This is a genomic window from Sinanaerobacter chloroacetimidivorans (genome assembly GCF_018128545.1).
In the GTDB taxonomy this organism is placed as follows: domain Bacteria; phylum Bacillota; class Clostridia; order Peptostreptococcales; family Anaerovoracaceae; genus Sinanaerobacter; species Sinanaerobacter chloroacetimidivorans.
In genome coordinates, this window is the sequence record NZ_JAGSND010000019.1 from 1 (window position 1) to 24,756 (window position 24,756).

Genomic DNA, 24,756 nt, shown 5'->3' on the forward strand with positions numbered 1-24,756 from the left:
GTATCGTTGGTGACGTAAAAGTTATCATTCCCAAATTAACAGAAGCATTAAAGAAATACAAGGCATCAAACGAATAATAGAAATAAATCAAATAAAAAAAAATAGTGTCGCGTGCGACACTATTTTTTTTATCTTCTTCTGGGCCGTCTGTGATCATGGTCATCGCAGATATCGCAGACCTCATCACAGATATCGGTTACGCCTCCAACATCCGGGCAATTTTCTGCAGTATCGCTTTCCTTAATCTGATTCGGGAACAGCGATGGGAAGGTTGTGCAAATTGCCGATTGCTGCGGAGCAAGCTGTACAAAGCCAGTGGATAATACACAAAGCTGTACAGGAACTATGATTTTCTTTTCACAGGAAACACAACGCTATAATAGCTTCCGGCATAAATTGGCTGCCAGATCATGCGGCGGCCTTGTTGGTTTGAAATTGATCATGATTACCCGAATTCCCGTTTAAAAGCTCCAATTGATGACAATCTCCTGGGGTTCTCCCTTATTTCTCTTTGAGACGTATATGGAATCCACCAGTTGGTTCACCAAATCATAGGATAAGATCGTGATATTTCTGTATTTTGAAAGAAGCTCTCTTGGATCCTGCATCGTTGAACCTTCTTCCTCTAAAGAAAGTAATTCCTTTTCTAACAACTCATATTGGGTTTGCAGCAATTCCTGCTCACGGTTCAGTTTTTTCTTAATGGAAAGAAATTGATCGGCGGTTATATACTCATTCAGTTTATCAAGATAGACGACTTCCTGTTTTCTTTTTAATCCGTGGATACTGTTTGAAATTCCCTGCAGCTTTTCTTTCAGAGCTTCTTCCTTTGATTGCAGATTTGGAAGACTGCCGGTCAGATGGGGCAGCAGGTATTCTTCGTCGAAAAACTTCTGATTCAATGCATTGATTCGTTCCAGAAGTATGTCCTCCAATTTACCGGATTCAATACGGCAGCCGGGACAATCTTCTCTGAATAGGTTATGCCTGGAACAACATAAGTAAGTAACTTTTCTTTTGCCGGATATTCCTCCGGAGGATACCATTTTAGAACCGCATTCTCCGCAAAATACCTTTCCGGCAAGGGTATGACAGCTTTTTTTCTTCGTCGAAACCCTGCTCTTCGCTTGCAGCTGCCTTTGAACGGAATTCCACATTCTCTCATCGATAACGGGATCGTGGCAGTTTGGAATCACAATCCAGTCGGATTTCGGAATCCGAAGAAGCTTTTTGCTTTTAAAGCTCGCTTTTTTAAATTTTCCCTGAACTAAGGAACCGATATAGACCTGATTGTGAAGTATCGCGGAAATGGTTCCGGGAGTCCATAAATGACTTTTATCTGTACGCATATCCGGATTCGGATTGATTTTTTCACCTTGATGCTGCTTATAGGTTAAGGGATTTGGAATTCTTCGGCGGTTCAAGGTTTGGGCTATGGTGCTGACTCCTTTTCCTTTCTCGTACAGTGAAAATATTTCTCTTACAATTTCAGCGGCAGGAGGGTCTATTACAAGTGCATTTTTATTTTCAGGGCTTTTCCGATATCCATAAGGAGCCCAGGATCCGATAAATTCGGCATTTTTCCGCTTCGCATTTAAAGAGGATATGATATTATCCGACAGATCGGAAAGATACCACTCATCTACCAGAGAATTAATCTGAGAAGTTTTTCGGGAAGACCGGGCAGCTTCTCCTGTGTCAATGTTGTCCAGCAAGGCTACAAATCGTATCTGTTTTTCAGCGAAAAGGCCGTGAATATATTTTTCCACGTATTCTATGTCTCTTGCAAATCTTGCTTGTTTTTTGCACAGAACGATATTAAAATGACCCAGAAGTGAATCTGTGATCAGGCGGTTGAATTCCGGGCGGTTGCGGTCGGAACCGCTGTAATCTTCATCGATATAGCAGTCATAAATTTGCCAGCCCTGCTCCAGCGCGTAGGTTTCCAGCATGGTTTTCTGATTTTTTATACTTTCACTGACGGTTTTGCCCAAATCTTTGTCAAGATCTTCTTTACTCAGGCGGCAGTATATGGCAGCCACGTTCTGTTTCAAGTCAACGGCCACCTCCCTGTTCCTTCCTTGAAAGGAAGATCATTCTGTATGAATTGAAGGATTTTCTTCAGATACTCTGCTTTGGTTTCTTTTTCGGTGCTTTTGCATGTTTCTTTCACCAAAAACTTGCTGTTCATGATGACCATCCTCTTTTCATTACGATTTTGTAATTTTATCTTATGCCCGCCGTACTGCAAAGATGCCAGAACAAGCCTGGTTAAATTGGCGCAGATCATTGAAATTTAACGGAATTTACAGGACAAATCTATAGCAGGAGTGCTGCAGATATGCTAAGATAGAAACAGGAAGGAGGGGGGACATATGAATCAGATTATCATCAGAGAAGTGTCTTTAGAGGATTTGGATCAATTGTCAAGCATAGAGAATCAATGTTTTCCGGAAGCGGAAGCGGCATCAAGAGAAACCCTGGAAGAACGGCTGCGGGTTTTTACCGATTGTTTTCTGGGTGCGGAAGCAGATGGAAGGCTTGTGGGATTTATCAATGGATGTTCCACTGACAGTCGGGTAATTTTTGATGAACTGTATCATAATACAGGACTGCATAAGCCGGAAGGTGAAACCTTAACAGTTTTTGGACTGGATGTGGTTCCGGAATATCAGAAACGAGGTATAGCTGCAGAACTATTGTGGCAATATATCGAGAGAGCAAAAGCTGCAGGCAAGAAAAGGGTGGTTCTTACCTGCAAGGATCATTTGGTTCATTATTATGAGAAATTTGGGTTTATCAATAACGGTATTTCCGGATCAACACACGGCGGTGCTGTTTGGTATGATATGACTTTAAACTTTTAAGGATACGCAATGAGAATACTGATTGATGCGGATGGCTGTCCCGTAGTGGATACAGCTGTTAGAATTGCAGAAGAATATAATTTGGAATGCTTAATCCTGTGTGATACCTCGCATTACATAGAAAAATCCGGAGCAAGGACGATTACCGTACCCAAAGGGGCGGACAGTGTAGACTTTGCTCTCGTGAATATGCTTGAACCCGGGGATCTTGTTATTACGCAGGATTACGGCCTTGCAGCCATGTGTCTTGCAAGGGAGACTGTCCCGATCAATCAGAATGGGATGGTCTATAACAGCGATAATATTGACGGCCTGCTGATGCAAAGACACACGGCCAGGAAAATAAGGAATGCAGGCGGAAAATGGAAGGGAAGCGCAAAGCGGAAGCCTTCTCAGGATGCTGCATTTGAGGAGGCCTTCAGAAGGTTGATTGAAGACAATCGGTCAAGGTAGTATTAAGAATCATAAAAAAGTGAGGAACCTTTTTCCATTGGTCCTCGTCTTAACTATATACGTGTATAAGTGAAAAGATGACGAGGTGAAAGAAATGATTCAATGTAAATCCAAACTAACCGCCGCTGCTGTGGCAGCGCTTCTTGTAATTTCACTGACAGGACAGAGTTTTGCAGCTGTAAATCCTTTTACAGACATTACCGAGCATTCTGCCAGGGATAAAATTCTTGCACTCTATGAAAAAGGAATTGTAAAAGGGGTTGGGAACGAGCGTTTTGCCCCTGGAACAACAGTAACGGCAGCACAGGGAATACAGATGCTGGTGAATGCGCTGGGATTAAATCTTGATGCTGTAAGATTTATCAAGGAACCCAAGGCTACTGATTACTTCCCAAAAGCAGACAACAATGCCTGGTATGCAGAAGCGCTTATTATTGCAGCGGTGAACGGAATCGAGCTTCCGGCAGATCTGGATCCGAAAGAATGCTGGACCAAGGAAAAGTTTACGCATTATCTGGTACGTGCCATGGAACTGCATAACAGTCTGCCGTTGATTAAGTTAAATCCTGTTGCTATTGCAGATGAAGACCAAATAACAGTTGACTACAGCGGATCCATTCAAAGAGCAATTGTCGTTTATGGAATTTTGAGTTTGAAGGAGGATGGTACTTTAAATCCCAAAGCTGAAATCACACGAGCAGAAGCAGCAGCTGAAGTCTACAATGCATTGGAATATCTGAGAGCTCATCCTGCTCCGACAACCGAATCATAATTGACATAGGATCGTATTGGAACTAAAATAAATAAGGACTGTTAGTCCTTATTTTTTTTAGTGGAAATACTGTTTCCTGCTAAGTAAAAGCGGGGACTTTTTATTGATTTCTGACATCAAGGGTCAGACAGGAATTAGGAGGAAAACAATGCCGATTACCAAAGCAAAAAACCTTTTTTTAGGAAAAGAAGAAGGATTAGAAAGAATGAACTGTGCTCAATCCGTTATCCATGTGTTTCAGGATAAATTTCATATTGAGAAGGATGCCGTGGCATCTTTTAAGAGTTATGGAGGAGGAAGAGCACCCGAAGGGGTATGTGGCGCTTATTATGCTGCAAAATATGCACTGGAACGGATAGCCCCGGAAAAAACGGAAGAATTGAAAGACTTTTTTATCAAACATGCCGGTTCAGTAATCTGTAAAGAAATCAAGGCAGAGAAGAAGCTTCCCTGCCTTGGCTGTGTGGAAAAAAGTGCGGAATTTTTAAAGAATATCAAGAACGTTTCGTATAAAGCAGACCACACACGATAGAGGTTAAAGGAATCGTGAACAATAATCCGATGCTTCCGATCAGGGCTTGGAGTATTTCAATGATTACCATTTCACGGTTCATAAGATCCAGCATGGAACTGTTATAGGTTAGCAGCAGCAATACAACCGATAAGGAGCTTCCGATATAGGCCAAAATTAATGTGTTGGCCATGGTTCCCATCATATCCTGTCCGATCCGAATGCCGGATCGGATCATGGATGACGGTGTCTGATGCTCGGATTGTTCCTTGATCTCATACAAAGCGGAAGCGATGGAGATTGCCACATCCATGATGGCTCCCATAGCTCCGATGATAATGGCGGCAAAGATAATGGCTTTTAAATCTATAGGCGTTTCTGTTTCCAGCATTGTAAGATAGTAGGACTCGTCACTGACAAGCCCAGTTAAACCAAGAATTTTGCTCATCAACTGGGTCAGCGCACCGCTGACGATGATACCGCCAAAGCATCCCAGCCCTGCCGCATAGCTTTTTTTACCTGCCCCGTAAATCACCATCAATGTCATAGCGATGGTAAAGATACAGGTAAGGATAGACCATAGATAAATATTTTTCCCGGATAAAATTGAGGGAATAAATACGAAAAAGATAGCCAGGCAGGTAAAGGATAGAGAAATAATCGTGTTAAAACCTTTGAATCTGCCAAACAAAAGCAGCAGAACAAAAAAGGCCGCCCCCAGCCATATCATTGTATCGGCCCGAACATACTGGACGAGAGTCCAATCGGTTTGAAAACCTTCATCCCTCAGTTCATAGAGAACGATTTTGTCTCCAACTTCAACTTCTTTCAGTTCGTGCATGATATAGGAATCAATATTCTGCGCAGCTTCTACAATTTCTCCCTTATGCTCTCCGGTCAAAATTTCGCAGGTGAACTTCACATGAATTTCTTCAATGATTGTGGATGGGTAATATTGCGTTTCGCTGGTTTTCCTGTCAAGGATCTCTACAACCCTTGCTTTGGTGCTGTAAATTGCTTCATCATCAAAGAAATCCACACCTTTCATTGCATACTGATTACCTGCGTATAGGAGCAGCAAAGATAGGATGATCGTCAGAAAATATACGATATAATCTTTTTTATTCCGTTTTAACTTCAAATTTAATTTCATTTTTTCACCCCTACTGATTTTATCCATTTAATATTATTACCGATACATATGGATGTCAATAAAAAGGAAAAATAATTATTGACATATGCTCGAAACGAAGTATAATAGGGATATTAAACATAACCTGAAGGGAAACGGAAAGGAGCTTATCTATGACTCTGACTTTTTATGTTCTTGCGATTACTGCACTCTTTGCATCATTTTTAAAGAGCCGGGAAAAGACAAAAATAGCGTTGAAAAAGGCCTGGAAGGCATTTGAAAATATATTGCCCCAACTTTTATCCATCTTGATTTTGATCGGCGTGATGCTGGCTCTTTTGACCCCGGAACAGATTTCCTCACTGTTAGGGAGCAATTCAGGCTGGACGGGAGTATTTATAGCTGCAGCTATTGGCTCTATTACTTTAATCCCTGGCTTTGTAGCATTTCCGTTGGCTGCAGCCCTGCTGGAAAGCGGGGCGGGCTATATGCAGATTGCTGCCTTTGTGTCAACGCTGATGATGGTAGGAATTATAACGATTCCTGTAGAAATTCAATATTTTGGGAAGAAGGCAACGTTGATCCGTAATGCATCTGCCTTTGTTTTTTCTTTATTTGCGGCTTTTGTGATGGGGGTGGTGCTTTCATGAACGGCAAACAACAGGAGAAAGAATCATTGCAGAATGGAAGCATCGGAAAGAGAGTCAAAAATATCATGAAGAGGTATCGATATTTTTTGGCTTTCATCATTTTATATCTTATCCTGGCATTTGTGTCTCCCGAGTTAGGAAGGAGATCAATGGAAATCACTTGGGGAAGCATGGTGGATATGCTTTCGGTGATTCCGCCGATCTTTATTTAATTGGGATTGCTGGATGTTTGGGTCAAGAGAGAAACGATGGTGAAGTATATGGGAGAAGGATCCGGCTTCCTTGGGGTCATCCTTGCTTTCTTTATCGGATCGGCAGCCGCCGGTCCCCTGTATGGTGCGTTCCCGGTAGCGGGGGTCTTGCTCCGTAAGGGAAGTAAACTGTCCAATGTATTGATCATGCTTGGCGCATGGTCCACCACGAAGATACCACAGCTACTCTTCGAAGCTTCCGCCTTGGGAGTACCCTTTACAGCTTTGCGGCTGGCTTTGGATATAGCAGGGATTGCAGTAATTGCCTATTTTACAGAAAAACTTCTGACCAAGGAAGAAAAGACTACGATTTATGAGAAAAGTCATCTGATGTCTTGACAAAGATTGATTAGGATATTAAATGATAGGATTCTGCCGCAGCGTTCAGCTCTTTTTCGCTCTTTTCCATTTGCCCTCTGTAATGTAAAATGGATTCACAGGTCCATAGGGCGGCAGCAAATGCGTAGTCGATATCTTTTGCGGGGCTCATGGAACCGGCAAGGTAATTTCTGCGCATTTCCAGGACGATGGCTGAAATGCTTGACCGGGGCAGTTTTGTTATGGGGCCGAAAGGTAGCTCTCTCAAGATTTTCATTTTAAATATGGATAGATGCAGGTGTATTTCATAGAGAAAATGAGAGGCGAGTCTGTGGTATCGGTCGGTTTCCAGATGGTAGTAGCAGAAAAAATCACATAGATAATGGCAAACCTCTCCTAATTTTACGGACAATTCCTCTTTGGAGAGGTCGCCGACCACCAATTGGCCGGCATATTCACAGGCTAGAAAGAGATAGTTTTCCAGCGTATGAGGATTTCGCAGGCACCTGGACGATAAATCCGGCTTGATATTGCCGTAAATAAAGGATTTTCTATTCAGTGCCAATGTTCCGGAGAGGTGACGGTATAATGCTTTGGATAGGGTAATATGGGTAAAAAAGTTCAAGCTGTTCCCTCCTTTGGGAAGGCCCTGGGGTCTTCGTTCCAATTCTAAAATATTCGGTAAGTTTATAAGCATTCCTCGGCGATCTTGGCCAGAGGACTTCTTTCGACTTCTTCCAGTGAAATATGTCCCGTGATTTCGTATGGTTTCATTTTTTCAATGACATATACGAGCCCGTTGGATTTGGAATCCACTAATGTATTGTCAATCTGATTGTCGGAGGGATCTCCGATCATAACAAACTTTGCTCCTTGACCGGCTCTTGTGAGCATTAGCTTTGCCAGATGTGGGGTCATCTCCTGTGCTTCATCGATGATAACCATAGCGTTGGATAGCGTTCTGCCTCGCATAAAGGCGAAGGTCTTCATTTCAATGATACCGGCCTCCCGGTACTGATCCAAAAATCCTTCTGCGGAAAATGCCGGCTTTTCCTGATATTCCATATTTCTTTTTGCATTTTTCTTAAGCTTGCTGTTTTTCTCTGCCGTTTGTTTCTTGCTGCGTTCTGTCATCAGACTTTCAATGGAGTCCCCGAATGAGTCCATAAAAGGCTTCAGCTTTGCATTCTCTGTTCCGGGCAGGAACCCGATGGGATCTCCGGCAGAAACGACAGGCTTTACCAGAATGATTTTGTCGTAAACATTGTTCTCGATGACTTTCTGAAGAGCAACGGCTACGGAAAGGATGGACTTTCCTGTTCCTGCACCACCGCTTAAAGTGACAAGATGAAGGTCTTCATCCATGAGAAGCTCGAAAGCCATTTTTTGTTCTCTGTTTCTTGGCGTCAGCCCCCAGGCCTTATCGTTTGCATAACCCAAAGGCACGATTTTGGTTCCGTCATATTTGGCAAGTGTTTCGTGAGAACTGTGATCGGAGCTTTTGATACAGAAGAATTCGTTTGGATAGGCGGTGAGCCCTGTCTTTTTACTCAGTTTGAGCCCGCCGTTATAGATTTTGTCGATTTGGGTGGAGGGAAGTGTGATTTCTTTATAGCCTTTATAAATCTGATCGACATCCACCTTGTCGTTCTGATAGTCCTGAACCTCCAGATTCAGGGCTTCGGCCTTGATTGCCACACAGAGGTCTTTCGTTACGAGAATTGTGCTGATATCCTTAGACTCATTCTTAATATTTAACGCGATTGTCAGAATCTTATTGTCATTTTTATTTAAATCTACACCATCTGGAATATCTACAGGATTCATATGATTCAGCTCAACTCTCAGCGTGCCTCCCCCAGGAAGCTTTACCCCGTTATGGATATCGCCGTACTGTCTCACGTTATTGATTTCTCTGATTGCTTCTCTTGCCTGGTACCCCAGAATGCCATCTTTTTTCTTTAAATTGTCCAGTTCTTCAAGGCATACCAATGGGATGATGATGTGGTTGTCTTCAAAAGTGTGAATACAGCCGGGAAAATGAATCAGTACATTTGTGTCTAAGATATAATTTTTGATCAAGTCAGAAACCCCCTTCCTCTATCTAGAGTATAGTTCATGAAAGGAAGAACTGCTTTAAGAGCGTGTAAAATCTATGTAAAATGTAGAATATGGAAAAATTTGTCTTCTTGTCGGAGGAAATATGTTGAAAAATAGAGCTAGTGGGATTAAAATACAGGTAAGACAGATCGCATGTTTCTGTATTTTTTCATTTTAAAATAAAAAATAAACCCTTAGATATAGAAGAGGAGAATTCAAGTGGAAGCAGAAATAAAACCCGGCCGATATAGGCATTTTAAAGGGAATGAGTACATGGTTTTGCATATTGCCAAACATTCTGAAACAATGGAGAACATGGTAGTCTATCAAGCACTTTATGGTGATTGCGGAGTTTGGGTCAGACCGGCTTCGATGTGGGCTGAAACAGTAGAATATAATGGAAAATTAATGAAAAGATTTGAATTTTGCAGTACTGAGGGAAACTTATGAGTATGATGAAAGAGATTGAAAAGCGCAGAAGTATAAGAAAATATAGGAATAAGCCCATTGAAGACGAAAAAATAATTCAGTTACTTGAAAGTGCGAGACTTGCCCCATCTGGCAGTAATACACAGCCTTGGCATTTCATTTTAGTGAAAGAAGAGGCAAGCAAACAAAAATTAGCTGAAGCATCACATAAACAAAATTGGATGATTTCAGCACCGGTTTTTATAGTATGTGTCGCAGATATACGCTGCAGGATGACAGAACAAACAGCGGTATCGTTACAAGAGGATAGCCCGCAGGTAGAACTGAAACAAATAATCAGAGATACATCAATTTCAATGGAGCACATACTGCTCCAAGCAGAAAACTTAGGGCTAGGGGCTTGCTGGGTAGCATGGTTTACCCAAGAAGAAATCAGACCTATTTTAAATATACCTGCTGACAAATATGTTGTAGGCATTATCACTCTCGGATATGCAGATGAAGCACCGAAGCCGCGTCCGCGAAAGAAGCTTGAAGAAATAGTACACTATGAAAGTTGGTAATATAGATTGAAAGCGGTAAAGGAAGGCATAGAATCTTTGTAATGCAAGGTATGTAACCTAAAGTGGTCTTTTCTTTGTAAACAGGTAACAGATTGGAATTGTGTACAGCAGAAAAGCGTAGAGCAGCGCCTCGGAACCTACCCCCATAAATTTGAGGGGCACCGATGAGGCAATGGCCCAGGGGATCAGGCCTGCAATCACAATGGTGGAGTTGCCGATATCAATGGCTAATTCCTGAGATGTACCGCCTTGATTTTTATAAGGCTGGTTGAGGATGGCAGCGCTCATGGTCGTGGCGATGGTCTGATTACAGAAGATGGCGCAAAAAAGGATTCCGCTGAGAGCTGTAACCGAAAAGCGCCCCGCTTTTACCATATAGTGTTCCAGCTTATTCTGCAGATCCTGGATCATGCCGGTCCCTTCGAATATGGTAGAATAAGTACAGGATATCAGAAGGATACAGTTGATCTCAAGCATCGATACCAGGCCGCCGCCATTGAGCATGGAGCCGAGAGACCCGCCGTTTTCATAATACCCCATAATACAGCTTTGAAAAAAAGCAAGCGGCGGCATGTTCTGGAGAAAGATACTGACAATGCCGGCACTGAGGATACTGAGACCCATGGCAATTTTCACATCGACTTTAAAAAGGGGCAAGATTAGCATAAAGAGAGCGGGTACGGATATCCAAAAGGAGATGGAAAAGTCCCTTTCTATGGAAGTGAAAATTTCCGTAGCCACATGCTGTAATGGATTTTGAAAGGACAAGAAGGTATAAATGACAGCGCAGATGATGGCAGGCAGCCATCCAGTCCTTAGCAATTGTCTCATATTTATATTGCTGTCAGTATTGGTTACCGCTGCCGTAAGGATCATGCTGGAGGAAGCGGGTGAACAGCGGTCTCCGAAATAAATGCCTGACATGATGACACCTGCGGTAATAATCTCATTTACGCCGCCCGAACGGGCAAGAGCCATGCAAATAACTCCTAAGGTTCCGGCTACACCAAAGGAAGTCCCAATGGCATAGGATAGGAGACAGGTTAGAAGAAACGTAACGATCAAGAACAAATTGGGCGTAATGATTTTTATCCCATAATAAACAAAAAATAATATGGTTCCGCTTGCCCGCCAGGATGCAGTTAAAACCCCGATGATAAAGAGAACGAACACTACAATCAAAGAATCTTTCAATCCATTTAAGGAAAGCCGGAACAAAGCCGATAGTTTATTCCCTCTTCGTAAAGCGACACAAATAAAGCAAACATATCCTATCAGAAGCGCCAGGACCATGGTGGCATTCGTTACGATACATAGGAACATTGCAATGATAAAGATAATAAAAGCGATAATCAAATCCATTTTGACCCCCTGTTTACACCTATAACAGTATATACCAGAAGGTTTGGGGAGACAAGTATAGAAAGGACTCCTGCTATGAGATATATTGCACTGCTTCGCGGAATCAATGTCGGCGGAAAAAATAAGGTCTCCATGAGTGATTTAAAAGCATGCTTTGAGCATGCGGGATATCAGAATGTCATCACCTATATCAACAGCGGAAATGTCCTTTTTGACAGCGAGGAACAAGAACTCAGGAGGCTGACTGAGGAATGCGCAAAAATGATTGAAAAGGAATTCGGGTTTCCCATTGGTATCGTGCTGATCCATGTCGATACATTAAAGGAAGCCTTAGAGCATGCTCCGGATTGGTGGGATGAAGATTCCGAATCAAAGCATAATGCCATCTTTGTCATTCCGCCTGCTACTGCCGAAGAAGTGATCGCAGAGGTCGGCAGCATAAAACCGGAATATGAAAAAATAGCTGTCTGTAATGAGATCATATTTTGGTCCGCTCCGCTCAAAACCTTTTCCCGGACCCGGTGGTCCAAAATAGTCGGGACAAAAACCTACCGGAATATTACTATTCGAAATGCCAATACAGCAAAGAAGCTGTTGGAAGTTAACAACTACGAACAAAAGTTAATATAATATTATATTGGTCAGTATCGGTGCTGTACTGATTTATTGGGATATTACGGTGAGATTATGAGCAGGACAGTACTCCTTAACAAGAATATTATAATATCGATTCTTATCATAGCAGCCGTGATAACACTGGCGGTCGTCGACCAATATGCCTATCGATCCGACTCTTCTTTTACCCCGCAAATGACCGATGAAACACCTTTTAAAACTGTAGATAATCTGGAGGGTGTAACATTAAGAACCACAAAGGGGGCCTACCGGTATAATGTCGACGAAATGATTTATTCCTTTAAAAATAAAACCGGCAGGCAATATACCTATGGATCGGAATTCTATCTGGAGAAGTTTGAAAATGGCAGATGGTATCAATTATCTTATGCTCCCTCCAAATTTGACGGATTATGGACCATGGAGGGCCACCCGTTAAAACCCGATTCTGTCAGGGAAGAACCCCTTGCTTTCAATTGGCTCTACGGTAATCATTTGGAAAGCGGCACCTACCGTCTCGTGAAACCAATTCATTTAAGCGGAAGCAAAGATTCCGATATCTATTACCTTACGGCAGTATTTAAAATTCGGATATTTCATTTCCTATAATGAACCTGAATATGGTAAAATCTATTCGTTATTTATTGATATCATAAACTTTATTGAATGGAGAATCAGCATGAATTTCATTGGCAATTTACTTTGGCTTATTTTCGGCGGTATCCTTGGAGCGATATTCTGGCTTATTGCAGGCTTGCTCTTATGTGTAACCATTATTGGCATTCCCTTCGGCATTCAATGTTTTAAAATCTCCAGCTTCGTGCTATGGCCTTTTGGAAGGGAGATCGAACTTGGAAATTTTGGGGCCGGAGGGCTGATTTTGAACATTATCTGGGTGATCGTTCTCGGATGGGAGCTTGCGGTAACCCATCTTGTTATTGGTCTATTTTTATGTATAACGGTAATTGGTATCCCTTTCGGCATTCAGCATTTTAAGTTTGCACAGCTGGGTCTGATTCCGTTTGGCGCAAGGATTTATTAAATCTCAGGGGGTAGGGATGATAACGATTTTTAACAGAAAAGAAGTATATCATGGGTTTTCCATGGAGGATTTCGGGAGGATTCGAGGCATTCTCCAAGATAATCAGATCAAATATACCTATAAAGTTCTAAACCCAAATAACCGCGGTATCTTTGATGCAGGGCATTCAAATGGGGGAACCCTGGGATTGAATCTGAAATATGCCTACGAGTATTATCTTTATGTACATAAAGATGATTATGAAAAGTCTTGCTATATCATCAATCATACCAGATACTGATAAAAAAAGTAGAAATGACGGAATAATAAAAAACCGGTTGAGCAAAGAAAACTTAATCGGCTTTTTTATTGGAATTTTTTATGACATAAAAATAACATTGACAAAAGAGATGCTCAAGGATATATTAGTAGATAAGTAAATTACTAAATTACTAATATAAATTATAAAATCAACCCAAAGAAGGAGGAAACAGAATGAAAAAAATTCTCATTATCAACGGAAATCCCAAAGAAGAACTGCAGAACTTCGATTCCTATTGCAAGGCTTTAGCAGATGCATTGGATTCTATGGGAAATGACATACGACTATTCAGACTGAGAGATAAGAAAATAGGAGACTGTATCGGATGCTATGCCTGCTGGCTGAAAACTCCGGGGATCTGTGCGCTGAAGGATGACCAGGAGGAAATTTTAAAGACCTACCTATGGGCGGATTTCATCCTGCTGGCGTCCCCGGTCATGATGGGGTTTGTCAGTGCAGCTTTAAAAACGATGAATGACAGGCTGCTTCCTTTGGTTCATCCTTTCTTAAAGCTTGAGAAAGACAGAATGGGTCATTATCAACGATATGACCGTGACTTTCTGACAGGTTTGCTGTTGGATAACAAAGATCATTTGGACGGAGATGATCTTGAAATCATACGGAAGGTTTATTCCAGGTCAGCCTTTCTGAAAACAATGAATCAATCAATAGAGGAGGTAGCATATGAAATTGACAATTTATAACTGTTCCCCAAAACCGGGCAGAGGAAATACGGACGTATTGCTGGAACATTTCATAAAAGGCTTTCAAACCCAGGAGGACAACGTGGTGCAGCTATATAAATTAAATAAACTCAGCTCTATGGAGGAAGCGGTCAAAATCTTTGAGGCTTCTGAAGCAGTGCTCATCGCATTTCCATTATATTGTTATGCTATGCCTGGAGGATTGAAGCTTTTTATTGAAGCATTGGAACCACTATGCAGAAAATGTAACGGAAAAAAGCTCGGATTTCTTGTTCAATACGGATTTATTGAGGCCGTTCATGGGCGACCTGTTGAAAAATACAATCAAAAATTAGCTTCTCTTCTTGGATGCCAATATTTTGGTACTGTTATAAAAGGAGGCTGCGACGGCCTTATCACCGGGAAGACATCTGGGATGAAAAAAATAATGAAAGGAATTCATGACATCGGTGAGACACTGTCAAAAACAGGAGAATTCGACCAGGCAGAGCTGGATACCTATTCTGCACCGGAACTTGAGAAAAAACAAAATAAATTGATCATGAAAGTTGTATTAAAACTGATCAATAGGTACTATTGGGGCGCAATGCTGAAAAAGAATGGAGTAACAATAGATGAGAGCTATGCCAGACCTTATGAAATTTCATTCTGAACATGAAAATCACATATGAATATCAACACAAAATATTTTGTGCTAATATTATTTGAATTGAAAGAAAATTGTGTTAATATATATATTATTGATGGCAAAGGAGCCTGTTCGACAAGACAGGCTCCTTTTCGTTTGCTTCACAAAACAAGTATCATTTTGAAACAATTAGCAAGGAGTGATTTACAATGAAGAGCAAAAGGACCTTAGCGGCATTATTAGCCATATTTCTGTTTATTTCCGTTATCGCAGCAGGATGCGGTTCCGGAAAATCTGAAAAAACAACGGGGACAAGAGATGAAGACGCACTTGATAAGCTGACCCTTCAAACGAAATGGCTGCCCCAATCACAGTTTATGGGATATTATGTGGCGGCTGAAAAGGGGTATTATGAAGAGGAGGGAATTGATATTGAAATTCTTCCCGGAGGAAGTGACATCATTCCGGAACAACGGGTTTATAACGGTACTGCCGATGTTGGCATCACATGGGTATCCAGCCTGATGAAGTATCAAGCCGGAGGTTGGGACCTCCTTCAGGTCGGCCAGATATTCCAAAAGAGCGCAATGCTGCTGGTATCCAAGACTTCCGCAGGGATCACCAGTCCTTCAGATTTAGCAGGTAAAAAAGTTGGCTCCTGGTTTGGCGGCAATGAATATGAAATTTATGCCCTGCTGGAAGCAAACAATCTTGACAGAGAAAAGGATCTGGAACTGGTTCAGCAGGATTTCACCATGAATCAGCTCTTAAGCGCTGGAATTGATGCAGCATCTGCGATGACCTATAACGAATACGTCTTGCTTCTGGAATCCGGGCTGGCAGAAAGTGATCTGAACGTGATTGACATGAATGATGCAGGAGTTGCTATGCTGGAAGACTGCCTATTTGTATCCAAAGAGTGGATGGCTGAAAATGAGGATTTATTTGTCCGATTCCTGAGAGCTTCCATAAAAGGCTGGGCTGATGCCTGTGCAGACCCTGAGGCTGCAGGTCAGATCGTATACGATGCAGACCAGAGCGTATCCCTTGAGCATCAGATCCGTATGGCAAAAGAAGTCGCCAAACTGGTAGTGCCGGAAGGCTTTGATCCTTCAAAGATCGGATATATCGACATGGATGCCGTCGAGCAGACTGCTGATCTTGCTTATAAATATGGTCTTCTTTCAAAACCGGCGGTGATATCTGAAGAAACCATCACCAGCAAATACTGGGAGGAAGCTGCCGCTCAATAAATGATTTGCGAAAACGTGAGCGGTATATGCGCCTTAAGAATTTCAGCGAAACAGTAGTGGCAAAATGGGCGTAAATATGTCATAATAAAGTAAGAAGAGGGGGGGAACCGCAATGAAGCTCTATATTAAACAAAAAGTATTTTCCTGGGCGGACAAGTTTTTTATTAAAGACGAGTTTGGTAATGACAAATATTACGTAGAGGGAGAGATTTTCTCTTGGGGGCATAAGCTTCATTTATATGACGAAAAGAAAGAAGAAGTCGCTTTTATTAAGCAGAAGGTGATGTCCTGGCTGCCAAAGTTTGAGGTGTACATTGATGATGCCCTTGCCGTTGAGGTAGTCAAAGAGTTTACCTTTTTTAAGCCTAGATATTCGTTACGTGGTACAGATTGGAGCGTAGAAGGTGATTTTTGGGATCATAATTACATGATTACCAATCAATACGGACAAATTGCGTCTATTACGAAAGCCTGGTTTTCCTGGGGAGACAGCTATGAACTGGAAATTGCGGAAGGGGTCAATGAAATCCTTGCAGTTGCCACAGTAATGGCCATTGACTGTGTAATGGAAGCTCAAAATAACAGTACCATTGTTACCAGCAATACATAGAAAACAAAAAACCCCCGTCAAAGAAGGATTCTTGAAGGGGGTTTCTTAATCAGACCTCTTAATGATCGTCATTATATTCTTGGTCTGGCAGGGTCACAGTTCGGTCTGGCCACTTGAGATACTTTTGAAAGTTGAGTCAGATAATAGCACTCTTCTCTGAACATATGATCTGCTATCAAAGGCATCAGCGTACCTAGTGCTCTCTTGGAAATCTTTAACAAAGCAACTCTTTGTATAAATTCCATGAAAGATAGCATGGTGGAATCTGCCTCTTCGTTCAAACGATTCAAGGCTGGGAATTCAAAAACCCCCGTTCTGGTATAGCCAATAAACTGGTCTGTTTTATAAGCTAAACCATTAAACTTCTCTTCGAAGTCGGCGCTTGTTTCTTTCAATGACCTTTCCACGCCATCCAATCCGCTTTCAATGATTTCTGCGTGACCGGAGGCGTCAGGCAGCCATAATTTGTGCAGATGAAGAGGGGTTGCTACCGGTATCTCATTATTCAATAAAGAATTCATGATCCGGATATATTCCTCTGATTCATTCAGCATGTGATTCATAAAAGTCGGAGAAATGCCGAGAACAATTTCTCCGACTAACTCATCCCGCAATAGTTCCAGCTGATATGCTCTGAAATCCAAGGTATGCTTCAGTGCATCCCGTGTAAGATTCTGAGTTTCAATTTCGGATAAAGGCTTTCTTGCTTCTTCCAGCAGCGCTTGAAATCCTTCAAAAAAATAATTGGCTTTTTCTATTCTACTCAGCTCGCCCGGAGATAAGGCGTTATAAATAAAAAACGCATGATCACCCATGATTTGTAACCAAAAACGATGCTCAAACAAGGCTGTATCGTGAAGACTGGAACCGTCCATAGTTCTCCTCCTATCAATATGATAATATTAAATAGTTCATATAATATTAATACATATGCCCTTGCTTTTGAATTATTCGTATCACCTGGATTAAGAGTCAACTCCCTGTGCGATATCGATCATTTCAGAGGTAGACACCTCAAAGCCGTGATCCATTTGATCAATCCCATCATCGTGAAAGCCTTCTGACTTCAGCTCTTCATATTCATAATATTCAGGATCCGGTTCCATAAAAAATTCTCCGTTTTTCCCTACGATACGATTGCTGGTAAAAGGGGATTTTGTTCCTTTTCTGAGGTGGTATTTTTCAATAATTTCTTCTTGTAAAGGAACGTTTCCATTTTCGGTTTCAAGATATAAGTTTTCCATCATTCCTTCTCCTTAGGTAAGTTTTGATGTTCCTGAAAGTCAAGGATACATCGCATAAAGTTTCCTAATAGAAGTATGCCAATATTTGGATGGTTTCATGCATCAATCTTATTTTCTTTGCAATTCATTCCTTTCTTTCATCAGATAATAAACGGCGACGATACAGGACATGAAATCTGCTAAGGGCTGGCAAATCCAAATGCCCGCCATTCCCAGCAGCCTTGGCAGGATAAATAAAAGCGGAAGAATGAATATGATATTTCTCGTAAGACTGTTGATGATGGCTTTTCCATTCTTCTCTACCGCTTGAAAATAATTTGAGGCAATTAAAGTCATAGCTCCCAGAGGGAATAAAGGAATGAACAGATACATGGCAGATTTTGTTGATTCAACCAATTCAGGCACCGGCCCGATAAAGAATGTCAAAATCTGATCAGCAAAAATAAAAATTGCAGCAACACAGATGATGAGAAAGCAAATGGTATATTTTATCGAGATGACCAAAACTTCCTTAACTCTGGCAAACTGCTTCGCTCCGTAGTTGTAACTGGCTATAGGCAGCAAGCCAAATCCGAAGGAATTGGTGAAGGAAGTCAATATGTACAAAATGTACGCGTTCATGACGCCATACACCGCAAAATCGGATTCCTTGCCATAAATGCCAATGAGATTATTGATTACAATTGTAACAACGGTAGGTGATACCTGAATAATAAAGCCTGCAAATCCAATTTTATGCATTTCCTTTATGTTGGTTAAGTTTAATTTCATGTCCTTCATTTTTATCTTTAATACTGTTTTCCCAAAAATAAAATGAAGCACTAATAAGTACCAGGAGCCTAAGGTGATGATCCAGGCGCCGATGGCAGATCCGGTGATTCCTGCATCCAACTCAAAAATCAGTAAATATTCTACAATAAGAGCAATGCCGGCAGGAACCGTCTGAATGAGTAAACCCAATCCTGGTTTTTCATCGATACGGATAAGATAGAACAGCTGCAGCCCAGTCACATAGAAAGGAAATCCGAGCATAAACACTTTTGTATATTGCATTGCAGTGTTCAGAATTTCGCCTTGAGCGCCGAATAGAATTAAAATTTTTTCCAGAAAAATCAATATAAGTACCGTGACGATAATAGAAAAGAAATTTGAATACCAGAAACATTGGCCTACTACTGCTCTTGCTTCTTCTCTCTTTCCCTGTCCCAATTTTATACCGGCCAGGGTGGATGATCCCACACCAATCATAGTACCTAAAGCAATTGCGATGATCCAGAATGGGTATACGATGCTTATCGCGCCTAAGCCGACCGGGCCGATTCCGTTTCCGACAAAGAAACCATCTGCAATTCCCATAACCATCTGCATTCCCATGCCTAAAACAGCAGAGATCGTATAGGCAAAGAATAAAGGCCTTATTTTCTTTGTCCCCAGTTTTCGCTCTTCTACACTCAGTAAATCATTTTCAAATTCGTTTTTCATGCATATGAACCTCCTCACAATAAAGTTTGGAATATGTTAAGAGCAATATATATGCCAATGCATTTTAACAAGGAAGAAACAAGATTAGGAACTAAAAGGGACAAGTTTGTGGGTTTTTGATATAAAATTTTTAAAATATAGTGTAAAATAAAATTTACAGAGTCAAATTTATTTTACACACGCTGGATTGTCTGCTATAATATCCGCATCAAGAAAGAGGAGTGTACGGAATGATAGACATTAACGAAGACTTTAAATTGATTTTAGATAATATTGATGGTTTTTTAGTGATCGATGCGGAAGAGAAGATCGTTTTTATGGCGGACTCCCTTGTGAAGCAGATCGGGTATCGGGATTTATCGGAGGTGATTGGGAAATCAATTCGGAACGTCATTCCGACAAATAATACTTATAAGATTCTGCAAAGCAAAAAGAAACAGATCGGTGAGGTTTATTTCGTAGAAGGATATACCATTGTAAGCAACGGCTTTCCGCTTTTTAAAAACGGAGAATTCATTGGCGCTTTTGAATACGATGTATTTGAAAATGCTGGTTTTCTCCATGGTTTTCTGGATAAGGTACAGGAATTATCCAACGAGTTGAATTATTATAAAAAGGAACTTCGATCCATCCGCGGAGCGAAATATTCCATAGAAAATATTATAGGAAACAGCACCAGTACCAATAAGCTAAAATTTGAAATTTCTGAAGCTTCCAAAACAAATTCAACAGTGTTGATCCAGGGAGAAACCGGCTGCGGGAAGGAATTGGTCGCTCATTCTATTCATAAAGCCAGTACCAGAAGCCTTCGAAATTTTGTAAAAATAAACTGTGCGGCAATTCCTTCAGAACTTTTTGAATCTGAGATATTTGGATACGAAGACGGAAGCTTTACCGGTGCTAAAAAGGGCGGGAAAAGGGGTAAGGCGGAGCTTGCTAATGGAGGAACTCTCTTCCTGGATGAAATCAACCAGCTTCCTTACCATTTACAAGCAAAATTATTGCGGCTAATTCAGGAAAAGGAAGTAACCAGAGTTGGCGGAGACTTTAGCACACCCATCGATTTACGTATCATAGCGGCTACAAATCAACCTCTAAAAAAATTGGTGGAGGAAAACAGATTCAGGGAGGATTTGTATTATCGTCTGAATGTATTTGAGATTATCCTTGACCCGCTGCGACAAAGGAAAGAAGATATTCCTCTTTTATCGTCACATATTCTGGGTGAATTGAATCACACCCTTGGCAGGGCTTCTCATAAGGTAATGGGCATAGACAAAGAAGTAATCGATTATTTTTATTCCTATGATTGGCCGGGAAATGTCAGGGAACTTCATAATGTTTTGGAACGTGCCATGAATAAATGCTACGACGAGATCATTAAAATGGAACATATTCAAGATTTTATAGCGGCTCACGCTGAGGCGCCTGTGTTAGAAACAAAGCCATTTTATCGGAAAACACTGGATCAGATAAAATCAGAAGCCGAACGAGAAGCCATTATAAATACGCTTAAATACTGCAGCGGCAACAGAACAGAAGCTGCGCGGGTGCTGGGTATTTCGAGGCAGATGCTTCATCAGAAGCTTAATACGCTGGAAATTACTTAAGTACTTCAGATAAGATCTGCGCTCTTTTCCATTTCCATCGGTATAGTGATTGGCATAGATATTGCGTAAAGAAATATCTGTTAAACAATATACGTTAAAATGGAAGGAGAAAAGAAAACATGGGAAGACTTTTAAATGTGGGTATTATTCAGATGCCGGTCAGTAAAGATACTGCAGTGAACTTGAATTACATTGAGAAGAAAGTGAATGATCTGATGGGTTCGTATCACAGACCTGAATTGATTGTCGGTGTGGAGGGAGGGATAGGATATTTCACCCCTCAGGAGATCCCTGGCCCCATTACCAAATATCTTGCGGCAATCGCGAAAAAACATCAGATTTATTTTATTCCTGGAACCATGTATGAAAAGAAAGAGGAAGGGTTTTATAATTCTGCTCCGATATTTAATCCCAAGGGAGAACTTCTGGCAGTATACAGAAAGATGGCTCCCTGGAGACCTGCAGAAGACGGAGCATTACCGGGCAGAGAGTATGTTGTATTCGATATCCCTGAAAAGCAGACAAAGGTTGGGGTTCAAATATGCTATGACCTGAATTTCCCCGAAATTTCCAGAAATGAGACGCTGATGGGTGCTGAGGTGCTAGTGAAATTGACAATGGATCCGGAGGAGCTGTATCACCTTAATAAGCCTGTTCATTATACAAGGGCTCTTGAAAATCAAGCATTTCTTGTGTCAACCAACGGTGTGGGTTTCTTTGGAGGTACCAGTTTATACGGGAACTCCCTGGTCATGAACCCTGAAGGTCATTTACTCTGGGAAGCAGGAACTCAGGAGACGGTTGCAACCATTACGCTGGATCTTGACTTGGTTGCACGCAGCAGGATTTATGGAACTATCTTTATGGATCACTACTTGCAGCATCTCTATGAATATGCCTTTCCAATGCCTTACAGCAACAATATATTGGATGCACCTTTATATACAGCCCTCACAAAAGCACCGGGAAATATACAGGAATATGAAAATCAGGTAAAAGAAATAGGCCTTCTGGAAATCGGCAAAAGTACAGGTGATATGCTTGATACTGTAAGACTGGAAGAAAATCTGATCGAATTTTTGAATGCCAATACAAAATAGCAAAAATATGCTATAATAACACTTGTGTTTAAAAGCATAATGACAAAAAGGGTAGGAGATTAAGATAATGGACTGGATCGAAATTTTAAAAGCAATTATATTGGGAACTGTCGAAGGAATCACGGAATGGCTGCCGATCAGCAGCACCGGCCATATGATTTTGGTTGATGAGTTTTTGAAGTTGAATATGTCGGAAGCGTTTATGGAAATGTTCTTTGTGGTCATCCAGCTAGGTGCCATTATGGCCGTAGTGGTACTTTACTGGCGAAAACTCATTCCTTTTTCAACGGAACCCCGGTTAAAGCTCGACAAAGATATCCTGATTTTATGGACAAAAATTCTGGCAGCATGTATCCCTGCAGCAATTATCGGGCTGCTGTATGATGATATCATCGATGAGATGTTTTACAATTATCAAACCGTATCCGTGACATTGATTTTGTATGGGATCCTCTTTATCGTTATAGAGTCCAGAAACAGACACAGGCGACCTAGAATCAAAGATTTATCTCAGCTTACCTATGGAACTGCCTTGCTCGTCGGCGTGTTTCAGATTTTATCCCTGATTCCCGGGACGTCAAGGTCAGGAGCCACCATTATCGGTGCAATCCTGTTGGGGACCTCCCGAACCGTTGCCGCTGAGTTTACTTTTTTTCTGGCAATTCCCATAATGTTTGGCGCCAGCTTGCTTAAAATAGTAAAATTCGGTCTGACTTTTACCAGTGAAGAATTGATTATATTGATAGTGGGGATGGTAGTGGCATTCATCATTTCTATCCTTTCCATCAAGTTCCTGGTTGGATATATCAAGAAACATGATTTCAAGGTTTTCGGCTGGTACCGAATTGTACTGGGGATCATCGTTATTCTGTATTTTTATCTGCAGGGTTAAAAAAGTAAAAAATGATAGTGATAAGGTCACCTCGGAGAAATCGGGGTGATTTTTTCTTTTCTCTTGACAAAATGATTTATGGCACCTAATATTATGTTATACGATATATCGCATTGCATAATATGGAGGGAATGTATGCCTTATTCAGGAGGACCCATGACGGAAGCAATGTATTACGTATTGCTTGCGTTAATTCACCCTAATCACGGATATCAGCTGATGAATACCATTGAACAGGTTTCCCGCAGTCGTATTCGCATGGGACCGGGAACACTATACGGAGTCCTGACCAGAATGCAAAAGGACGGCTTGGTAGAGATCATTCATGATGACGGAAGAAGAAAAACCTATGTCATCACAGAATTGGGAAAATCTGCATTGCAGGAGGAATATAAACGCTTAGTCTCTATGGTACAGGATGGAAGCTTTATGAAAGGGGACTTAGATCAATGAGTAAGACTGTAAAAAGGGTCATTCTGGATGATATCTGGGCTATAGGACGTAACGAAAGCTGGTTTTCCGACATGGCAAAGCTGGGGCTGCATTTGCAGAAAATTAGAGGTGGTTTTGCCCATTTTGAAAAAGGGGAACCAAAGGATATAAAATACCGTATTGATGTGCTGAAACATGCTCCTACTATAGATCAACTGGATTTTTATCAGGACTGTGGCTGGGCTCTGGCAGCCGTTTACAAAAACTTTTATATATTTTCTTCTCCTGAGGATTCCGGAAGCCCTGAACTTCATACAGATCCTGCCGAGCAGAGCTATACTCTAGGAGATTTGGACCGTCTGCTGAAGCGGAATGTGGTCATCGTCATTTTCGCTGTGCTCTTAATGGCAGCCATGATACTGGGAATGTACCTGATCAGCGAGTGGCCTGTACTTCTTATGGTGGAAGGGGATATTCTGCAGCAGACCCTGCTTTTAACGGTGGAATTGTACGTTTGCTTTACGGTGATCCGTAATTATTTTGCCGTTCGGACATTAAAGCAAGCCTTGTCGGAAGGGAGGTCCATCAACCATAAGGAGGATTGGAAAAAAGCCCGTTTGATGAATGGCGGAATCTCGGCACTCTTTCTTTTAACAGCCGTTTTGTGTATCATACTGCCTATTTATGATATGGTTGCATGGAAAGAGGTTGCTCTTCCCGAGGAAGCGGTGAACCTGCAGGTGGTCAGATTGGCGGAAATAGAAGATGACCCCCGTCTTACCCGTGACGAATACATTACGGAGGACGGACTCGACTTCAACAATCAGGTAGTTTATGATTGGAGTCCATTAGCTCCGGTTCAGTATGAAGTCCGGGAACACGGCTTAATGAAAGGCGAAATGTGGGAAGATCTGAGCGGGGAATATTCTCCCAGCATCACTTCAAAATACTATCGGCTGCTCATCCCAAAGATGGCAGAATCGCTGCTGCAGGATTTGACCCAAAGATATGTGTATGATCCCGATGATGTTGTGAGAGAAGCAGTATTCAAAGGATTCGACAAAGTCTATATCTCCGAAAAAAACCAGATGACACAGGTCTTTGCAATTAGAGGGAGAGAAGTATTTTATTTCAGATATATTGGGTGGAAAACGGCGGAGGATATCCTGCCACTGCTTGAAAATAAAAAAAATTGAAAATTATATTGACAAAAAACGTAGATGAAGATTATAATAAACAAAATTAAATAACACCAAACAAACCGATGATGTGGAGATAAAAACAAATCGTGCACTCACAGAGAGCCGGGGATGATGAGAGCCTGGCAGAACGCAGCTTGTTAAATGGACCACGGAGGGCGCAGTCAAAGAAGCGATTCGCTTTGAGTATTCTGTGACGTGAGGGCATACGTCAGTTGCCGGGGATATGATGGTAT

General features: G+C 41.5%; 32 protein-coding genes. 23 read left to right on the forward strand and 9 right to left on the reverse strand.

What is annotated here, in order from left to right; translation table 11 throughout:
• Positions 1–155 precede the first annotated feature (155 nt).
• Complete coding sequence (locus tag KCX82_RS19045; protein WP_227020080.1) at positions 156–323, forward strand: hypothetical protein; 168 nt, start codon at positions 156–158, stop codon at positions 321–323.
• 138 nt (positions 324–461) lie between these two features.
• Here the strand turns inward: KCX82_RS19045 and KCX82_RS19050 are convergent, their stop codons facing one another.
• A complete protein-coding gene (locus tag KCX82_RS19050; RefSeq protein ID WP_227020081.1) occupies positions 462–2,054 on the reverse strand; it encodes a recombinase family protein in 1,593 nt (530 codons plus the stop codon).
• Entirely contained in the window at positions 2,051–2,191 is a 141-nt protein-coding gene (locus KCX82_RS19055) for a hypothetical protein (RefSeq protein ID WP_227020082.1), read from the reverse strand. Before KCX82_RS19055 ends, KCX82_RS19050 begins: the two co-directional genes overlap by 4 nt.
• Positions 2,192–2,375: 184 nt before the next feature.
• On the opposite strand from KCX82_RS19055, the gene KCX82_RS19060 reads away from it, so the two are divergent.
• The 4 genes from KCX82_RS19060 (at position 2,376) to KCX82_RS19075 (ending at position 4,624) form a co-directional block, all read left to right on the forward strand.
• The gene (locus tag KCX82_RS19060; RefSeq protein ID WP_227020083.1) at positions 2,376–2,867 is read left to right on the forward strand and encodes a GNAT family N-acetyltransferase; all 492 of its coding nucleotides are present in this window, start codon (positions 2,376–2,378) and stop codon (positions 2,865–2,867) included.
• Between the two features lie 9 nt (positions 2,868–2,876).
• Positions 2,877–3,320 carry a YaiI/YqxD family protein gene (locus KCX82_RS19065; protein ID WP_227020084.1) on the forward strand — a complete coding sequence of 148 codons (444 nt, stop codon included), beginning with the start codon at positions 2,877–2,879 and terminating at the stop codon, positions 3,318–3,320.
• A 94-nt stretch (positions 3,321–3,414) separates the two neighbouring features.
• Positions 3,415–4,092, forward strand: a complete 678-nt coding sequence (locus KCX82_RS19070; RefSeq protein ID WP_227020085.1) for an S-layer homology domain-containing protein — start codon at positions 3,415–3,417, stop codon at positions 4,090–4,092.
• A 148-nt stretch (positions 4,093–4,240) separates the two neighbouring features.
• Positions 4,241–4,624 (forward strand): C-GCAxxG-C-C family protein, encoded by a 384-nt coding sequence (locus tag KCX82_RS19075; RefSeq protein ID WP_227020086.1) that lies wholly within the window; start codon positions 4,241–4,243, stop codon positions 4,622–4,624.
• On the opposite strand, the gene KCX82_RS19080 is transcribed toward KCX82_RS19075, so the two are convergent.
• On the reverse strand, positions 4,587–5,756 hold the full coding sequence (locus KCX82_RS19080; protein ID WP_227020087.1) for a YibE/F family protein: 1,170 nt from the start codon (positions 5,754–5,756) through the stop codon (positions 4,587–4,589). The two genes, KCX82_RS19075 and KCX82_RS19080, sit on opposite strands and share 38 nt — an antisense overlap.
• Positions 5,757–5,908: 152 nt before the next feature.
• Here KCX82_RS19080 and KCX82_RS19085 point away from each other — a divergent pair, with 152 nt between their 5' ends.
• From KCX82_RS19085 to KCX82_RS19090, 3 genes are read left to right on the forward strand one after another with little or no spacing between them, the layout of a single operon-like run.
• Positions 5,909–6,385, forward strand: coding sequence for a permease (locus tag KCX82_RS19085; protein ID WP_227020088.1), 477 nt, complete (start codon positions 5,909–5,911; stop codon positions 6,383–6,385).
• Positions 6,382–6,597 (forward strand): hypothetical protein, encoded by a 216-nt coding sequence (locus KCX82_RS23180; protein WP_319633369.1) that lies wholly within the window; start codon positions 6,382–6,384, stop codon positions 6,595–6,597. Before KCX82_RS19085 ends, KCX82_RS23180 begins: the two co-directional genes overlap by 4 nt.
• 6 nt (positions 6,598–6,603) lie before the next feature.
• Entirely contained in the window at positions 6,604–6,975 is a 372-nt protein-coding gene (locus KCX82_RS19090; protein WP_319633370.1) for a permease, read from the forward strand.
• Between the two features lie 10 nt (positions 6,976–6,985).
• Here KCX82_RS19090 and KCX82_RS19095 read toward each other — a convergent pair whose 3' ends face one another.
• Together KCX82_RS19095 and KCX82_RS19100 are read right to left on the reverse strand one after the other, a co-directional pair.
• Entirely contained in the window at positions 6,986–7,579 is a 594-nt protein-coding gene (locus tag KCX82_RS19095; RefSeq protein ID WP_227020089.1) for a zinc dependent phospholipase C family protein, read from the reverse strand.
• A 62-nt stretch (positions 7,580–7,641) separates the two neighbouring features.
• A complete protein-coding gene (locus KCX82_RS19100; RefSeq protein ID WP_227020090.1) occupies positions 7,642–9,036 on the reverse strand; it encodes a PhoH family protein in 1,395 nt (464 codons plus the stop codon).
• Positions 9,037–9,273: 237 nt separating this feature from the next.
• Between KCX82_RS19100 and KCX82_RS19105 the strand changes: the two genes are divergently transcribed.
• Both KCX82_RS19105 and KCX82_RS19110 read left to right on the forward strand, forming a co-directional pair.
• Positions 9,274–9,504, forward strand: coding sequence for a DUF1653 domain-containing protein (locus KCX82_RS19105; protein WP_227020091.1), 231 nt, complete (start codon positions 9,274–9,276; stop codon positions 9,502–9,504).
• Positions 9,501–10,046, forward strand: a complete 546-nt coding sequence (locus KCX82_RS19110; RefSeq protein WP_465250684.1) for a nitroreductase family protein — start codon at positions 9,501–9,503, stop codon at positions 10,044–10,046. Before KCX82_RS19105 ends, KCX82_RS19110 begins: the two co-directional genes overlap by 4 nt.
• Before the next feature lie 57 nt (positions 10,047–10,103).
• Here KCX82_RS19110 and KCX82_RS19115 read toward each other — a convergent pair whose 3' ends face one another.
• Positions 10,104–11,408 (reverse strand): Na+/H+ antiporter NhaC family protein, encoded by a 1,305-nt coding sequence (locus tag KCX82_RS19115; RefSeq protein ID WP_227020092.1) that lies wholly within the window; start codon positions 11,406–11,408, stop codon positions 10,104–10,106.
• Positions 11,409–11,483: 75 nt separating this feature from the next.
• Between KCX82_RS19115 and KCX82_RS19120 the strand changes: the two genes are divergently transcribed.
• The 8 genes from KCX82_RS19120 to KCX82_RS19155 all read left to right on the forward strand — a co-directional run bounded on the left by KCX82_RS19120 (position 11,484) and on the right by KCX82_RS19155 (position 16,561).
• The gene (locus KCX82_RS19120; RefSeq protein WP_227020093.1) at positions 11,484–12,038 is read left to right on the forward strand and encodes a DUF1697 domain-containing protein; all 555 of its coding nucleotides are present in this window, start codon (positions 11,484–11,486) and stop codon (positions 12,036–12,038) included.
• 57 nt (positions 12,039–12,095) lie between these two features.
• Positions 12,096–12,632 carry an immunoglobulin-like domain-containing protein gene (locus KCX82_RS19125; RefSeq protein ID WP_227020094.1) on the forward strand — a complete coding sequence of 179 codons (537 nt, stop codon included), beginning with the start codon at positions 12,096–12,098 and terminating at the stop codon, positions 12,630–12,632.
• A 70-nt stretch (positions 12,633–12,702) separates the two neighbouring features.
• On the forward strand, positions 12,703–13,065 hold the full coding sequence (locus KCX82_RS19130) for a YccF domain-containing protein (RefSeq protein ID WP_227020095.1): 363 nt from the start codon (positions 12,703–12,705) through the stop codon (positions 13,063–13,065).
• Positions 13,066–13,081: 16 nt separating this feature from the next.
• Positions 13,082–13,345 (forward strand): hypothetical protein, encoded by a 264-nt coding sequence (locus KCX82_RS19135; RefSeq protein WP_227020096.1) that lies wholly within the window; start codon positions 13,082–13,084, stop codon positions 13,343–13,345.
• A 194-nt stretch (positions 13,346–13,539) separates the two neighbouring features.
• Positions 13,540–14,070, forward strand: a complete 531-nt coding sequence (locus tag KCX82_RS19140; RefSeq protein WP_227020097.1) for a flavodoxin family protein — start codon at positions 13,540–13,542, stop codon at positions 14,068–14,070.
• On the forward strand, positions 14,051–14,722 hold the full coding sequence (locus KCX82_RS19145) for an NAD(P)H-dependent oxidoreductase (protein WP_227020098.1): 672 nt from the start codon (positions 14,051–14,053) through the stop codon (positions 14,720–14,722). Before KCX82_RS19140 ends, KCX82_RS19145 begins: the two co-directional genes overlap by 20 nt.
• A gap of 185 nt (positions 14,723–14,907) precedes the next feature.
• Complete coding sequence (locus KCX82_RS19150; RefSeq protein WP_227020099.1) at positions 14,908–15,951, forward strand: ABC transporter substrate-binding protein; 1,044 nt, start codon at positions 14,908–14,910, stop codon at positions 15,949–15,951.
• Positions 15,952–16,063: 112 nt separating this feature from the next.
• Positions 16,064–16,561 (forward strand): LURP-one-related/scramblase family protein, encoded by a 498-nt coding sequence (locus KCX82_RS19155; protein ID WP_227020100.1) that lies wholly within the window; start codon positions 16,064–16,066, stop codon positions 16,559–16,561.
• A gap of 71 nt (positions 16,562–16,632) precedes the next feature.
• Here KCX82_RS19155 and KCX82_RS19160 read toward each other — a convergent pair whose 3' ends face one another.
• The 3 genes from KCX82_RS19160 to KCX82_RS19170 all read right to left on the reverse strand — a co-directional run bounded on the left by KCX82_RS19160 (position 16,633) and on the right by KCX82_RS19170 (position 19,287).
• Positions 16,633–17,436, reverse strand: a complete 804-nt coding sequence (locus KCX82_RS19160) for a DUF2935 domain-containing protein (RefSeq protein WP_227020101.1) — start codon at positions 17,434–17,436, stop codon at positions 16,633–16,635.
• A gap of 90 nt (positions 17,437–17,526) precedes the next feature.
• Positions 17,527–17,805, reverse strand: a complete 279-nt coding sequence (locus KCX82_RS19165) for a hypothetical protein (protein WP_227020102.1) — start codon at positions 17,803–17,805, stop codon at positions 17,527–17,529.
• 108 nt (positions 17,806–17,913) lie between these two features.
• The gene (locus KCX82_RS19170; protein WP_227020103.1) at positions 17,914–19,287 is read right to left on the reverse strand and encodes an MATE family efflux transporter; all 1,374 of its coding nucleotides are present in this window, start codon (positions 19,285–19,287) and stop codon (positions 17,914–17,916) included.
• A 230-nt stretch (positions 19,288–19,517) separates the two neighbouring features.
• On the opposite strand from KCX82_RS19170, the gene KCX82_RS19175 reads away from it, so the two are divergent.
• The 5 genes from KCX82_RS19175 to KCX82_RS19195 all read left to right on the forward strand — a co-directional run bounded on the left by KCX82_RS19175 (position 19,518) and on the right by KCX82_RS19195 (position 24,517).
• Positions 19,518–20,897, forward strand: a complete 1,380-nt coding sequence (locus tag KCX82_RS19175) for a sigma-54 interaction domain-containing protein (protein ID WP_227020104.1) — start codon at positions 19,518–19,520, stop codon at positions 20,895–20,897.
• 119 nt (positions 20,898–21,016) lie between these two features.
• Positions 21,017–21,997, forward strand: a complete 981-nt coding sequence (locus KCX82_RS19180; protein ID WP_227020105.1) for a carbon-nitrogen hydrolase family protein — start codon at positions 21,017–21,019, stop codon at positions 21,995–21,997.
• A 67-nt stretch (positions 21,998–22,064) separates the two neighbouring features.
• The gene (locus tag KCX82_RS19185; protein WP_227020106.1) at positions 22,065–22,889 is read left to right on the forward strand and encodes an undecaprenyl-diphosphate phosphatase; all 825 of its coding nucleotides are present in this window, start codon (positions 22,065–22,067) and stop codon (positions 22,887–22,889) included.
• A gap of 135 nt (positions 22,890–23,024) precedes the next feature.
• Positions 23,025–23,342 carry a PadR family transcriptional regulator gene (locus tag KCX82_RS19190; protein WP_227020107.1) on the forward strand — a complete coding sequence of 106 codons (318 nt, stop codon included), beginning with the start codon at positions 23,025–23,027 and terminating at the stop codon, positions 23,340–23,342.
• Positions 23,339–24,517 carry a DUF2812 domain-containing protein gene (locus KCX82_RS19195; protein WP_227020108.1) on the forward strand — a complete coding sequence of 393 codons (1,179 nt, stop codon included), beginning with the start codon at positions 23,339–23,341 and terminating at the stop codon, positions 24,515–24,517. Before KCX82_RS19190 ends, KCX82_RS19195 begins: the two co-directional genes overlap by 4 nt.
• Positions 24,518–24,756 lie beyond the last annotated feature (239 nt).

What these genes read in the sequence shown, in the direction of transcription:
- KCX82_RS19130 (WP_227020095.1), top strand. Translation starts at nt 12,703, where the DNA reads ATGAATTTCATTGGCAATTTACTTTGGCTTATTTTCGGCGGTATCCTT.
- KCX82_RS19120 (WP_227020093.1), top strand. Translation starts at nt 11,484, where the DNA reads ATGAGATATATTGCACTGCTTCGCGGAATCAATGTCGGCGGAAAAAAT.
- KCX82_RS19060 (WP_227020083.1), top strand. Translation starts at nt 2,376, where the DNA reads ATGAATCAGATTATCATCAGAGAAGTGTCTTTAGAGGATTTGGATCAA.
- KCX82_RS19045 (WP_227020080.1), top strand. Translation starts at nt 156, where the DNA reads ATGGTCATCGCAGATATCGCAGACCTCATCACAGATATCGGTTACGCC.
- KCX82_RS19145 (WP_227020098.1), top strand. Translation starts at nt 14,051, where the DNA reads ATGAAATTGACAATTTATAACTGTTCCCCAAAACCGGGCAGAGGAAAT.
- KCX82_RS19140 (WP_227020097.1), top strand. Translation starts at nt 13,540, where the DNA reads ATGAAAAAAATTCTCATTATCAACGGAAATCCCAAAGAAGAACTGCAG.
- KCX82_RS19070 (WP_227020085.1), top strand. Translation starts at nt 3,415, where the DNA reads ATGATTCAATGTAAATCCAAACTAACCGCCGCTGCTGTGGCAGCGCTT.
- KCX82_RS19080 (WP_227020087.1), bottom strand. Translation starts at nt 5,756, where the DNA reads ATGAAATTAAATTTGAAGTTAAAACGGAATAAAAAAGATTATATCGTA.
- KCX82_RS19180 (WP_227020105.1), top strand. Translation starts at nt 21,017, where the DNA reads ATGGGAAGACTTTTAAATGTGGGTATTATTCAGATGCCGGTCAGTAAA.
- KCX82_RS19085 (WP_227020088.1), top strand. Translation starts at nt 5,909, where the DNA reads ATGACTCTGACTTTTTATGTTCTTGCGATTACTGCACTCTTTGCATCA.
- KCX82_RS23180 (WP_319633369.1), top strand. Translation starts at nt 6,382, where the DNA reads ATGAACGGCAAACAACAGGAGAAAGAATCATTGCAGAATGGAAGCATC.
- KCX82_RS19055 (WP_227020082.1), bottom strand. Translation starts at nt 2,191, where the DNA reads ATGAACAGCAAGTTTTTGGTGAAAGAAACATGCAAAAGCACCGAAAAA.
- KCX82_RS19150 (WP_227020099.1), top strand. Translation starts at nt 14,908, where the DNA reads ATGAAGAGCAAAAGGACCTTAGCGGCATTATTAGCCATATTTCTGTTT.
- KCX82_RS19190 (WP_227020107.1), top strand. Translation starts at nt 23,025, where the DNA reads ATGCCTTATTCAGGAGGACCCATGACGGAAGCAATGTATTACGTATTG.
- KCX82_RS19115 (WP_227020092.1), bottom strand. Translation starts at nt 11,408, where the DNA reads ATGGATTTGATTATCGCTTTTATTATCTTTATCATTGCAATGTTCCTA.
- KCX82_RS19185 (WP_227020106.1), top strand. Translation starts at nt 22,065, where the DNA reads ATGGACTGGATCGAAATTTTAAAAGCAATTATATTGGGAACTGTCGAA.
- KCX82_RS19195 (WP_227020108.1), top strand. Translation starts at nt 23,339, where the DNA reads ATGAGTAAGACTGTAAAAAGGGTCATTCTGGATGATATCTGGGCTATA.
- KCX82_RS19165 (WP_227020102.1), bottom strand. Translation starts at nt 17,805, where the DNA reads ATGGAAAACTTATATCTTGAAACCGAAAATGGAAACGTTCCTTTACAA.
- KCX82_RS19065 (WP_227020084.1), top strand. Translation starts at nt 2,877, where the DNA reads ATGAGAATACTGATTGATGCGGATGGCTGTCCCGTAGTGGATACAGCT.
- KCX82_RS19175 (WP_227020104.1), top strand. Translation starts at nt 19,518, where the DNA reads ATGATAGACATTAACGAAGACTTTAAATTGATTTTAGATAATATTGAT.
- KCX82_RS19135 (WP_227020096.1), top strand. Translation starts at nt 13,082, where the DNA reads ATGATAACGATTTTTAACAGAAAAGAAGTATATCATGGGTTTTCCATG.
- KCX82_RS19125 (WP_227020094.1), top strand. Translation starts at nt 12,096, where the DNA reads ATGAGCAGGACAGTACTCCTTAACAAGAATATTATAATATCGATTCTT.
- KCX82_RS19160 (WP_227020101.1), bottom strand. Translation starts at nt 17,436, where the DNA reads ATGGACGGTTCCAGTCTTCACGATACAGCCTTGTTTGAGCATCGTTTT.
- KCX82_RS19170 (WP_227020103.1), bottom strand. Translation starts at nt 19,287, where the DNA reads ATGAAAAACGAATTTGAAAATGATTTACTGAGTGTAGAAGAGCGAAAA.
- KCX82_RS19155 (WP_227020100.1), top strand. Translation starts at nt 16,064, where the DNA reads ATGAAGCTCTATATTAAACAAAAAGTATTTTCCTGGGCGGACAAGTTT.
- KCX82_RS19110 (WP_465250684.1), top strand. Translation starts at nt 9,501, where the DNA reads ATGAGTATGATGAAAGAGATTGAAAAGCGCAGAAGTATAAGAAAATAT.
- KCX82_RS19075 (WP_227020086.1), top strand. Translation starts at nt 4,241, where the DNA reads ATGCCGATTACCAAAGCAAAAAACCTTTTTTTAGGAAAAGAAGAAGGA.